At 62.0% G+C, this 12528-nt stretch carries 6 protein-coding genes and 1 pseudogene; 2 read left to right on the forward strand and 5 right to left on the reverse strand.

Annotation, left to right across the window (positions count from 1 at the left end; translation table 11 throughout):
* Position 1 precedes the first annotated feature (1 nt).
* Positions 2 to 457, reverse strand: coding sequence for a (2Fe-2S)-binding protein (locus ACSQ20_RS21565; protein ID WP_436024035.1), 456 nt, complete (start codon positions 455 to 457; stop codon positions 2 to 4).
* An 11-nt stretch (positions 458 to 468) separates the two neighbouring features.
* The gene (locus ACSQ20_RS21570) at positions 469 to 1521 is read right to left on the reverse strand and encodes an NAD(P)-dependent alcohol dehydrogenase (RefSeq protein ID WP_436024037.1); all 1053 of its coding nucleotides are present in this window, start codon (positions 1519 to 1521) and stop codon (positions 469 to 471) included.
* Positions 1522 to 1730: 209 nt separating this feature from the next.
* On the opposite strand from ACSQ20_RS21570, the gene ACSQ20_RS21575 reads away from it, so the two are divergent.
* Positions 1731 to 2696, forward strand: coding sequence for an AraC family transcriptional regulator (locus tag ACSQ20_RS21575; RefSeq protein ID WP_436024039.1), 966 nt, complete (start codon positions 1731 to 1733; stop codon positions 2694 to 2696).
* A 93-nt stretch (positions 2697 to 2789) separates the two neighbouring features.
* Positions 2790 to 3038 (forward strand): annotated as a pseudogene (locus ACSQ20_RS21580) (IS256 family transposase); the annotation flags it as partial.
* Positions 3039 to 3268: 230 nt separating this feature from the next.
* On the opposite strand, the gene ACSQ20_RS21585 reads toward ACSQ20_RS21580, so the two are convergent.
* The 3 genes from ACSQ20_RS21585 to ACSQ20_RS21595 form a co-directional block, all read right to left on the reverse strand.
* Positions 3269 to 3553 (reverse strand): hypothetical protein, encoded by a 285-nt coding sequence (locus ACSQ20_RS21585; protein WP_436024041.1) that lies wholly within the window; start codon positions 3551 to 3553, stop codon positions 3269 to 3271.
* A 72-nt stretch (positions 3554 to 3625) separates the two neighbouring features.
* Positions 3626 to 11005 carry a two-partner secretion domain-containing protein gene (locus ACSQ20_RS21590; protein ID WP_436024043.1) on the reverse strand — a complete coding sequence of 2460 codons (7380 nt, stop codon included), beginning with the start codon at positions 11003 to 11005 and terminating at the stop codon, positions 3626 to 3628.
* Between the two features lie 520 nt (positions 11006 to 11525).
* Positions 11526 to 12515 (reverse strand): aldo/keto reductase, encoded by a 990-nt coding sequence (locus tag ACSQ20_RS21595; RefSeq protein ID WP_436024045.1) that lies wholly within the window; start codon positions 12513 to 12515, stop codon positions 11526 to 11528.
* Between the last annotated feature and the right edge of the window lie 13 nt (positions 12516 to 12528).

Here is a 12528-nt window from a genome sequence, read left to right on the forward strand (position 1 = left end):
ATCAAGCCTCCTTCGCCGCGTGCTTGATCGCAGCGCGAATGCGGGGATAAGTGCCGCAGCGACAGATGTTGCCCGACATCGCCGCGTCGATATCCACATCGCTCGGATTGGCGTTTTGCGCAATCAGCGATGCGGCCGACATGACCTGCCCCGATTGGCAATAACCGCATTGGACGACATCGAGATCCCGCCAGGCTTGCTGCACCTTGCGGCCGGCAGGCGTCGCACCGACCGCTTCGATCGTCGTAACCTTCTTGTTGCCGACTGCCGAGACGGGCAACACGCACGAGCGCACCGCCGCGCCGTCGAGATGCACCGTGCAGGCGCCACATTGCGCAATGCCGCAGCCGAACTTCGTACCGGTCAGCCCCACCACATCGCGCAACACCCACAGAAGCGGCATATCGTCCGGCACGTCAACCGTGCGGACCTGCCCGTTGATATTCAATGTCGTCATGCAATTCCGCCTTATTGTCGTAACGAGTTGATATCGATTACAAAACGGTACTTCACATCGCTTTTCATCATCCGGCCGTACGCTTCGTTGATGTTCTGCATCGAAATCATTTCGATGTCCGAAGTAATGCCGTGCTGACCACAAAAATCAAGCATCTCCTGGGTCTCGGCGATGCCGCCGATCAGCGAGCCCGCCAACCGCCGCCGCTTCATGATCAAGCTGAAGACTTGCGGCGATGGATGATCGTGCTCGGGTGCACCCACAAGTGTCATCGTTCCGTCACGCTTGAGCAGCGCGATGAACGGGTTCAAATCGTGCTGTGCTGAAACCGTGTTGATCAGCAAATCGAAGCTATTCTGATGGGCTTGCATTTCGTCCGCATGCTTCGAAATCACGACCTCATGCGCGCCGAGCCGCTTCGCATCCTCGATCTTCGAAGCGGACGTCGTGAAAAGTACCACGTGTGCGCCCATCGCGCGCGCGAGCTTCACACCCATGTGGCCCAGCCCGCCGAGACCGATGACGCCAACCTTCTTGCCAGGACCGGCGCCCCACGTGCGCAGCGGCGAGTACGTCGTAATGCCGGCGCACAAAAGCGGTGCAACGCCAGCCGGGTCGAGATTGTCGGGTACGCGCAGCACGAACGCTTCGTCGACGACGAGATTGGTCGAATAACCGCCATAAGTCGTTTCGCCGGTTACACGATCGACACCGTTGTAGGTGCCGACAAAGCCGTTCTCGCAGTATTGCTCCAAGCCTTCTTGACAGCTCGCACAGGTACGGCAGGAATCGACGAGGCAGCCGACACCTACGAGATCGCCCACCTTGTGGCGCGTGACACCCGATCCGACTTCGGTGACGCGCCCGACGATTTCATGGCCCGGCACCACCGGATAGACGCTGTTGCTCCATTCATTGCGCGCCTGATGCAGATCGGAATGACACACGCCGCAAAACATCACGTCGATATGCACATCGTGCTCGCGCAGATTGCGGCGCTCGAATTGAAACGGGGCGAGCGGCGATTGCGCGTTCTGTGCTGCGTATCCGTGCGTCTTGTACATGCTTATCTCCTGCAAAAACGGTGAGGCGAAGGCCGGGAAATCGCTGAACTGCCTGACAACTGACTAAGGCTGGCATCGTAGGCAGGACGCTTGGCCCGCGGAATACATGAAGCTCTTTAACGCTTGCCTATTTCTCTTGCCAATCAGCAGGCAAGCTGGATTAGTGGTAGATTTCGAGCCCGATTCTCTCGAATTTCGATACATCGGACATGGATCATTTTTCTTCCGAAACAGCGCTCGTCGACATTGCTCAGCCTCGCGTCATCGAACTCCTGGGCAAGTTGGCGCCGGCGGAAGGCTTCACGCCTTCCCCGCTCGATGGCGTGCGGTTCATGCGCGTGAATCAGCGCTGCCCGCGTATGCCGGTGCTGTATGAACCGTGCATCGTAATCGTCTGCCAAGGACGGAAGCGCGGTTTTCTGGGCGAACAGACGTTCGTCTACGATTCGCAGCATTACCTGGTGATGGCGGTGCCGCTGCCGTTCGAGTGCGAGACCGAGGCAACCGAGCAAGAGCCATTGCTCGCGGTGTCGATCCGCGTGGATCTGACAGTGGTAGCCGAATTGCTGATTGCATTGAACGACATGCGGGGGCCCATTGATGGCGAACCGCGCGCGTTTTACGCCACGCCGCTCGATCGACCACTCGGCGATGCCGTGCTGCGGCTGCTCGAGGCGCTCGCCTCGCCGTCCGACGGTCAGATTCTCGGCCCCGGCATCGTGCGGGAAATCTGTTATCGCGTGTTGACGGGCCCACAAGGCGATGTGATTCGCGTCGCACTGACGCATCAGCACCATTTCGGCCGCATTGCCAAGGCGTTGCGTCGCATTCATTCGGATTATCGGAACAATCTGGACGTCGAAATGCTTGCCCGCGAGGCAGGCATGAGCTCCGCGGCTTTTCATTCGCACTTCAAAGCCGTGACGGCGACGTCTCCGATGCAATACGTGAAGGCGACGCGCTTGCACCACGCTCGCCTGCTGATGGCGCAAGACGGCCTGAACGTGAGTGCCGCCGCGGCACATGTTGGATATGAGAGCGCCTCGCAATTCAGCCGTGAATTCAAGCGCCTGTTCGGCGTGAGTCCCGTGGACGAAGCGCGCAGGATGCGTGCGGCAACAGGGCCGGCACCGAGCCCGGCGCCATTGCGTCGACAGTATGTGACGGCGGACTAGGTGTGTATGGCAGGGGCAAGGTCACTCTGGCTGATCGCTCGGGTCTGTCAGTAATTTCGTGTTCAAGGCATATGATGCTCCCGAGGAGAATAAATGCTTCGCAAACCAAAAGCCCCACCTGCAGACCTGCCGGCGATCCCCCCGAACTGCTTGAGCAATTCGGCAACGGTCCGATGACAGCCTAATCGATTAACGCCGCGACGATGGCTCTGAAAAAGGCGTTGATAGAGCGGGCGCTGGGTGGCGAGATGAACCATCATCTCGGCTGCCAAACCCGCTGCTGTGACGAACCAACGCAGCAGCACTGGCGCCAAGACGGTGCTGACCGAAAACGATCCGATATGGTTGTGGCTGCTCGCATCGGCATCCGCATTAGGCTCGAGCGAAGCGGCAAAATTCAGCGACGACGCGTCCCTCGCTTTCAACATTTCATAGCGAATTTATAGATCAAAATGCAGGCAATCGCGGCGAACCCAACTATGACGGCAAGCCAATAAATCGCCTTCTGCCATTCGCTCAGGATCTCGTAGTGCCCCAGTTTGAATGATGGTCCAGCCATTTCGACATCTCCACTATTCTGTCGGCGTAAAACCATAGCCGACCGGATTGACCGCAGCGCCTGTCGCAAATGCGCCCGCAACGTCAGTGAGATTGACGGTTCCATTCTGCAGATACTGTGCTCCCGCGTTGATCGTTGCGCTAATAGCGCCGGTCCCAACCGGCGACGCCAACGATTCAGAACCGAGCACGCCGCCAGAACTGAAGATCGGCGCTCCCGGCGGCGCTGCAACCGGACCACCTACAGCGATCGTAGCTGCCCCAACCGCCGTCCCGCTATTGCCATCAGGGGCAAGCATGCCGCTCTTAACGCAAGAACGCGGCAGCACGCTCGTTCCATTGTAAGCGACATTTGGCGGCCGTCTTGACGATCAGAATTTGATCTCGAAGAGGCGTTCGTTGGCGGTGTGAAGGTCGAAGGCTGCGTAGTAGCTCCAATCCGTTCCGTCTTGCGGCTTCTCGCCCGTCGCCACTTGATTGTCGCCATAGTAGGCCTTTCCGCCTACCCTCAGATCCATCAGGGCCTGTTGATTGGCAATGTCCCCTTCGGTGTGCCGCAGTCCCTTTTCCTCAGCCAACGCCGTGAGCTCCTTTCTTTGCTCCCGATCGTCAGTCCGAAGTTGCCTGTTGAACCGATCCACGTTATACGCACCCACCGCACCCGCATTGCCGCCCACTGCCGCACCCAGCATGGTCGCGAGGCTATTCGCCACGATATTTCCCAATGCCTCGTCGACGTCGGCATTACCTGTGAGCTTTGATGACCTGATTTGCTCAGCAAGCTCGTCCAGCTTGCCGCCCGCCAGCGACGCCACTCCCGCTCCCGCCGCCGCGCCCACCGCGTTGCCGCCACCGAGTCCCACCGTCACCGCCGCCCCCGCCGCCTGCATCAGCGCGCGGCTCTTGCCGCCTTCACTCAAGCGCTCAGCCTGCGCTTCGTAGTGCGCCGCAAGCTTCGCGTCGCCCCGCGCCTGGGCCTGCTTCATCTCTTCCAATGCCGCCTCGCGCTTGCCGTTCGCATACCGCCCGATTTGCTTGGCCACCACTTCGCCCGCTGCCTGCACCGCAGTCATCACCTCCGCCTGCCGGTTCAGCTTGCTTTGCAAGTCCGGCGTGCGAGCCACCGTGCCACTCAATGCGCTGGTATCGCGATTGAGCATCGCCACGTCTTGCTTCTGATTCGCTTCATCGGTGATCGTGATCGAGCCCGCTTCCACCGCACTGCGCGTCAGCGCGCTTTGGCTGCCACTTTCGTGTTGCACCAGCATCGGCGACACCCCGCCCGTGTTCTTGCCCGAGCTCGCACCGTGCGTCGCGTAGTTATTGCCGCCGTTACCTGTCGTGCCCCCTTGCGCCATCCCCCCGCTCGTTGCGCGATAGGTGGAACGGTTCATGACGTCGCTCCAACTCAGCGTGCCCGTGCTCAGGCGATTGTCCGGCGCGCTCGCCGTACTCGCGATATACCCGCCTTTCAAATCCGTATTGCCCTTTACCGTCACCTCAAACCCACCCTCACCGGCTTGTAGGCCTGACTGCTCGTTCACCGCCTCATAGTTGCCGCGCGCTTGACCAGCGTTGACGCTAAAGCTGCCGCTCGCGCCGCCCGTGCTCACCGCAAAGCCACCGCCCCCACTGTACTGATGCGCCGCACTGCGGCTCGTGTCCTGCATCGAGGCAATGTTCAAATCGCCCCCAATGTCCGCCACGATGCGCTTCGCATTCACGTTTGCGCCCACCACGTTCGTGTCGCCCCCGCTGACCAGCGTGGCCCGATCGCTTGCGTTGATGTGCGTGTTGCTATGACTGCTCGCATCGGCATTCGCCTCGCCTCGCGCGTACGACACCGAGCCCGATACGCCCACCCCATCCACCCCATACGACACCCCCACGCTCGCGCTCTTCGATTCATTCGTGCTGCGCGTGCGGTTCGTGTCGACGCTGCTCAGCAAGTCAATGCGATTGTTCGCTTGCAGTAATACCTCGCGCGCATCGATGTCCGAGCCCGCGATCGTGAGGTTGCCGCTCTCGGATGCCGCGTCGCCTGTTGCGACGAATGCCGCGGTCTCGCCCGCACGAATATGGCTGCCGGTGTGCTGCGTGCTGTCTTCGGTAAAAGTCATCTTGCTACGCGACGCGCCCACACTCAGTTCCACTTTCGCCTCCGGCCGGCGCTCAGGGTCCTTGATTGCGCTGACCATGTCCTCCGTGGCAATCAACGCCTCCATCGCGCCACCAGCGGCGGCAATGCCGCGCAAGGCCGCCGCACGGCCATCTTGGCTGTCGCTTGCCGCCTGCGCCTGCTGATTGACGTTTTGCAGCGCATCGATCACCGGCGTCTTGACCGCCAGCGAGATGCCCGAACTCTTCATCTCGTGCGTCTCGTCATGGTGGCGCTGTGTGCTCGACGCCTCAATGCTCACCTCGCGGGCGATACCGGTGATGTGCTCGCCCGCTATGACGTCCGAGCCCGTGATCTGCAATCGATTACCCGCCTGCATCCTCACACTGGCGTGCGTGCTACCCACTAGACTGCCCTGCTCGCTGCGCACGGTGTCCCGGCTCGTGTCGGTCGTCTGACTGCGCCCGTAAGAGATACCGGCGCCGGCCGCGCCCAGGCCGCTTCGCGTGACGTCCTTGAAATGGTATTCACGTGCTGAGTTCTGAGCCGTCCCAATCGAGAGGTCATGTCCCGCGGCCAGCGTGGCGTCACCGGTTGACGCAATCGTCGCCGCTTGCGTGCGGAGGTCATTGCTTGCCGTCACCGTGACGCGATCGCCCGAGAGCGTCGTGCCAATCGCCTCGGTGTGCGCGCTCGAATCGAGCGTGTGTGTCCTCTTCGACGACAGGAATCCGCTTTCCTTGTGGTAATGCTCATCCAGCGCGCTCGCGCTCCGTTTGCCCGCATCGAGTTTCACGTCGCGCCCGGCATGCACGTCGATCTCGCCTTGCGCGCTGGCATAGGCGGCAACCGCGTTGACATCGCGCCCCGCCTGCATCGTCAGACCTGCGCCCGATGCGATGCGCGTGCCCACGTCCACCGAGGCGGCATGCTCCGCGCGGTTCCTCTCGCTCCATCGGATCGCCTCCTCGCTGCTTTCACGTGCGGCAAGCAGGTTGATGTCGTTGCCGGCTACGATTTGCGCGTCCCCCGTCGTGGTCATCACCGCGGCACGGGCGTTCACATCGTGCCCCGCTTGCACTTGCAGTGTGCCCGCGTTAATCGTCGATAGGCGATCAACGCCCGTGGCTGTGCCGCTGTCGGCCTCGGCCGAGCGCGTCGTACTCGTCAGATTCACATCGCGGCCCGCCGCGAGCGCCACCGCATTGCCCTGAATCACCCCACCGAGATTCGCGAAGTCACGTTTTGCACCGATGAGCACGGTGTCGGCCTCGACCATGCCGCGGTTCGTAATCGAGTCGGCGGTGATGACCGTGACCGTTCGGCCCGCGATCGTGCCTGAATTCCGATACGAACCCGCCGCGTCGATGCGAACCCGTTTGCCGGCAATGACGGCACCCTCGCCCGTTACATCAGCCGCGCGGGCACGCAAGTACACCTGCGGGGCCAACACCGTTTGCTCGGTTCCATCCGGCAGCTTCACCGACTGATTGACGAGCCAGACCATATCGGTGGTCAACGCGGCCATTTGCGCTTCGGTGAGTGCGGTGCCGACGTTCAGATCGAACCGCTTGGCCGCTTGCACCCCATTGGCCAGCAGCGCCTGATACTGCCGCTGCTTATCGGTGTAATCGCCCACGAAATACTGTCCGGTCGTACGCATGACTTGCTGCAACACCAGTTGCTGCTCGTAAAAGCCGTCGCCGATGCGCTTGGTGACGCTCGCCGGGTCGGTCCTGAGCGCCGCTAACATCGTGTCGCTCGATACCTCCGTCTTGCCGCGTGTGAAGCGCGGATCGGTTTGGATCAGAAACGGACTGCCCGCATCGGGTGTGACGCGATACAGCGCGTGGCTTGGCAGTTGGACGTTCGGGCTCACGGTGCGAATCACCGCGTCCCCGGCGTTGGCGCGCACTGCAGTGACGAGCGCCGGGTCCAGGCCGCGGGTGGAGACGGTCGAAGTGAAGGTGGGCACATCGGGCGTCCGGGCCACGACCTGCTTGATCGGAGCGGCGCGTGCCGCATTGGGCGTGGCCACCGGCAGCTCGATCTCACGCGCGGGCACGGCCGGCCGATACGGCGTGTAGTCGTTCTTGCGCTCGTCCCCGCTAAATCGTCCACCCGAGGCGACCCGCGTATAAATCGCGTGCCCCTCCGCCGTGAACGTTTGTTCGCCCACCGCACGCTGGTTGTCCCGCATGCCGCCTAAATACGCGGTGCCGCCCGCGACGATCTGGCTCTTGTCGTTGCTGCCGTCTTTCGCGTTGATATGAATATTGCCGCCCGCGGTGATCTTGCCCGGCTGCGTCGCGACAACCACGTCCTTCGACGAGCGCATCTGAACATCGTAGATGGTCCAATCCGATACCATATGGCGGCGAACGTCGTCGTTGTATTTCCAAATGGCACGGTTCAATGCGGTGTAGGCACTGCCGCTCGCTCGCATCCAGTTGATCACCGGCGCGCAATCGGGGGCGGTCGATGCAAAGCAAGTTGTAATGGCGGCACTGCCTGTCAACGGCGGCAGTGACCGGCCGCGCCCATCTCGCTGCTCGATATCCGGCATCGCTGCCGGCGCTTCAATGCCAAACGTCCGCCAAATGCCGTTATCCCCGAATACGCGGTACTTCGGCGGCATATTCCAGCCGCTCATGTTGTCCCAATAGGACTCCGAAAACACCGGATCAATCGCGCCCGCCACCCCGTTCACGGTATGCGGCCCGAACGTCGCCGCCGGATACGCCTTGGACGGCAGCAGCAACACTTTATGATCGTCCGAGCCGAGCCATCGATAGTTCGCGCCCTCGGTGATCTCGTGATTGTTGCGGTGGTACAAGTGCACGGTCGAAGGATCGATTTGCTCGGTCGAGCCCGGGAGCTGATGCCAGACCTTGCGGCCCGAATCGGTCGTTTCCTTAGCCGTTCTAAAGTCCGCGTTCAGGTTATCGACCCGATCCGCATCGATGTTGGCGTCTCCTCCCGCATCGAGCTGGGCACCGTCATTGGTGATGGTCTTGGCGGTGCCCATGGCACGCGCGTCGGCATCGAGCGCACCGCCGATGCGCATATCGCCGCTCGCATGCACGAGTGCGTGCTGCCCGTTCGAGATCGATTGCGCGCCGATGTCGGCGTCGCCGCGCGAAGCGATCACGCCGCCCACACCTTGTTCGTTCTGTTTGTTGACGACGGTTGGCGCGCCAATCGAAACGGCATCTCCATAGAGACGCCCAACATTGAGCACCGTTTTGTTGGCCGTGACTTGGGTCGCGCCGCCATCGATCAATCCATCATTGACAACGGTGTCGGTCGCTTTAATGTTCGTCTGCGTGGCGCCGAGCATCTCGCCACTGGCCTTATTATTGACGGTGGCACCCGACACTGAAAGGGCGTGGCCGGCCGATAGCGTTCCGCTGTTCTCGTGCACGCCTTTGGTTGTCGCGCGCAGGTCACCAGCTGCGGCCATGGTCCCGGTGTTGTTGAAATCGCCGCGCGTGGACAACGTAAAGTTGCCAGCCGACTCAAGCGTGCCGTCGTTATTGAGCGCGCCCGCCGCAACATCGACCTGCTGGCCCGCGTTGACGCGACCATCCGTATTGTTGAACGTCCCCGCGCTTTCGAGCTTGACGCTATCCGCATCGATGTCCCCCGCGCGATTGTCCAACTCCGCATTTTTAAGCGAAAGATCCTTGTCCGCCAGCAGCTTGCCCTCGGTGTTATTGGTCGCGCCATCGGTCGTCACCGACAATCCCCCTTCGACCGAACCGATCATGCCGTGCTCATTACGCAACGCGCCCGCCGTGAGTTCGGTGTCGCGCGTCGTGGCGATGGTGCCGCCGCGATTCGTCAGTTCGCCGATGACCCCGATATCGGCCGCACCCGAAGTGATCGTGCCCGCGCCATTCTCAAGTGCGCCCGCGCGCAACGTCAGCTCACCGCCCACACCGAAGCGGCCATTCGAGTTATCGATCTCCCGCGCGACCTCAAACGATCCATCCCCGGCAATGGTGCCGATTTGACCGTGATCATTGCTCAACAGCCGTCCAGCCGTGAATATCAAGCTGCTTGCGCCGACGATCACGCCATTGGCATTGGACGCCGCGCCCCTCGCATCCACCTCCAACGCCCCAGCCGCCACGATCTTGCCCGCGTCGTTCTCGATCGAGTCGGCCACCACCTTTGCCTCGCCCCCGCCGATCGCCCCTCGCTCGTTACGCAGCACCCCCGCGTCGAGCGTCAAGCGGCCCGCTGCCGACATTGTGCCGTCCGTGTTATTCACGTCCTCGCGCGCCTGGATACGTAAATCGCCCGCCACGCTTCGTATCTGTCCACCGCCTGTATTCGAAAGCGTCTCGCTTTCGAGGCTCAGCCGCTTGCCGCCCTCGATCAACCCGCCCGCATTCGAGATATCGTGCGCCACCTCGATCGTAAGCTGGCCCGCCGTGCCGATTCGCCCATCGGTATTGTCCAGGCGCGCCGCGTCGATCGTCGCGTGGTTCGCCAGCAGCGTGCCGCCGACGTTGGACATCCGCTCGCGCGCCACCACGTCGATGCCGCCGCCCGCCGCGATCAGCCCGCGGTTCACCACCTCCGACGCGGCAAGCTTCACCGCACCCGGCGCGCTCAGCACACCGCTGCTATCCACACCGGCCCATACCTGCGCGCTGTTGCGAAGCACCGCTGCCTCCAAGGTAACGGCCCCCGCCGCCGCAATCACGCCCTCATTCGAGAGTGCCGCCGAGGCGCGCAACGCCGCCGCCTGCGCGCTGACGATCTCGCCCCGATTCGTAACGACCTTGCCCTCGATACGCGTGCCCGCTGCCGATTGCAGGCGTGCGCGCGGCTCGATCGTGATCTCGCCATTCGCCGACAGGTGGATCTCGCCCGTCAATGAGGTAATCCCGCCGACATCACGCACCCCCAAACCCGCCTCGGTGCCAATCAGCCGCACACCGTTGGCGTACATGCTGCCGAGCGCCTTGGCGTCGATCGCAAAGTAAGGTGCGGGGCCGACGCCTGGCTGCGGGTGCGCCGCGTTCGTGCCGTAGTCGACCTGGTTGGCACCGGCCACCGCGTCGGCCCAATCGGCCCACAGTTGGGCGTTGATCGTCATCGCGCGCGAGATCAGATCCAACGCACTGCCGCGCGCATCGAGCCCGGCGCCGGTGATATCGATATGGCCCTGCGTGACATTCAAGCCCGCGAGCGAGCCGTCGGCATTCAATGTCGGCAACCCAGTGGACAGCGACACGCGCGGCGTATTGATAAAACCGCACCCCGCGCAGGTGATGCCGGCCGGATTCGCGATAACGAGGTTGGCCCGGTGGCCAGCGATTTCGGTGGGACCGAGCAAGCGCGTGGCGTTGCCGGACGTCACCTGATTAATGATGACGCGCGCCGATTGGTTGCCCAAAAACGGATTGCCCTGCACCGCGCCCGCCAGTTGCGACGCACTCGGCCGACCGCTATTGACGATCACCGCGCCGTTCGTGCCCACGTTGTACTGCGTGAAGTTGTTCAGCGACACGCCCGCGCGATTGGGCGCCGTGATGTTGATCAGCGGCACACCGTTGGCTGACACACCGATGACCGGATGCGTCGGCCCGCGGCGATCAGGCGTGATCGGTAACGTCATCTGCGCGTGGACAGCGAACGGCTGAGCAATGAATGCGCACAGGACGGCGAATCCTATTGGACTCCTAACAAATCGCTCGCCGCACGCTCGACCCCGCAGTGATGTCCTCTCACCACCTGCGATCAACATACGTCGTGCAGCGCTGATCGCCGGCCTGAATATCCCGGAATTCGTCGTGTCCATCATTGGCGGCGTGATTGGTGAATGTGTATAGCCGCCGCATTACACGCCGATCGCCCTACCCGACTGAACCCTCTCCATAAAATTCGGACTGAATAACGATTGATGCGAAATAGATTCGCCAGGATTTCATCAATCGCTCGCGGTACTTATTGTATTGACGAGTAACCGCATCTACGCCAAAGGAGACGCGGAACAACGTCACAGCCCATGCCGCCATCGCGGCAAAGGCTGCAGCAGCGATGCACACATCCAGTAGTTCGAACCTTCCGGGCCCTCGCCATGGCGCCGCCGCGCGCAAATCAACGCAATGCGCGCGCGTTTTACTCGTTAGCTCGACCTAACGAAGCGCATCCCCAAAACGATATTCGTAGCTCAATTCATCGAGCTTCGCCTTGAACGCCGAATCGAGTGGACGATCCACCGCCGCAATGGAATCGGTCAATTGCTCAGGACGGCTCGCGCCGATAATCGCAGACGTGATGACCGGATTGGCCAGCACCCAGCCGACCGCCGCTGTCACCGGAGAAATATCGGCGTCTCGCGCCGCCTTGCACACGGCATCGACCGTTTCGAATTCGCGCTCGTGCCAGTAGCGCTCCTGATAAACCTGCCCTGCGGTGCCCAGCGTAAAGCGGCCTTCCGGCGGCGTCGCCGCGCGCTGATGCTTGCCCGTCAGCAAACCGCCGGCCAGCGGGTTATACGGGATCACCCCAAGCCCTTCTTCGTCGGCGAGCGGCAGCAATTCCCGTTCGATCTGACGAAACAGCAGGTTATAGCGCGGTTGAACCGAAACGAAACGTGCGAGCTTCAACGTGTCGGCACGGCCTAGCGCACGCGCCAACCGGTACGCCAAAAAATTCGACACGCCGATATAGCGCGCCCGCCCCGACCTCACGATGATATCGAGCGCTTCGAGCGTCTCATCGAGCGGCGTCTCGCGATCATCGGAATGCAGTTGGTAAAGATCGACGTAGTCGGTCCCGAGGCGGTGCAGCGACGCATCGATGGCGTCGAGCAAATGCTTGCGCGATGCGCCCTGATCCCACGGCGCCGGCCCCATCTTGCCCACGGCTTTCGTTGCAAGCACGAACCGCTGACGCTTTCCTTTCAGCCAACGTCCGACGATTTCCTCGGTGTGTCCTGCACGCGTGTCACCACCGCCAAGCGGATAGACATTCGCCGTGTCGAAGAACGTGATGCCCGCGTCGGCAGCGGCCTCCATGATGCGGCCGGCCAAAGCTTCTTCCGTCTGAAAGCCGAACGTCATCGTTCCCAGACACAGGCGCGAGACGGTCAGGCCAGTTCGGCCGAGCTTGCGGTATTCCATGACGATTTCTCCA

It is taken from the genome of Trinickia sp. LjRoot230, from assembly GCF_964253315.1.
Classification (GTDB): domain Bacteria; phylum Pseudomonadota; class Gammaproteobacteria; order Burkholderiales; family Burkholderiaceae; genus Trinickia.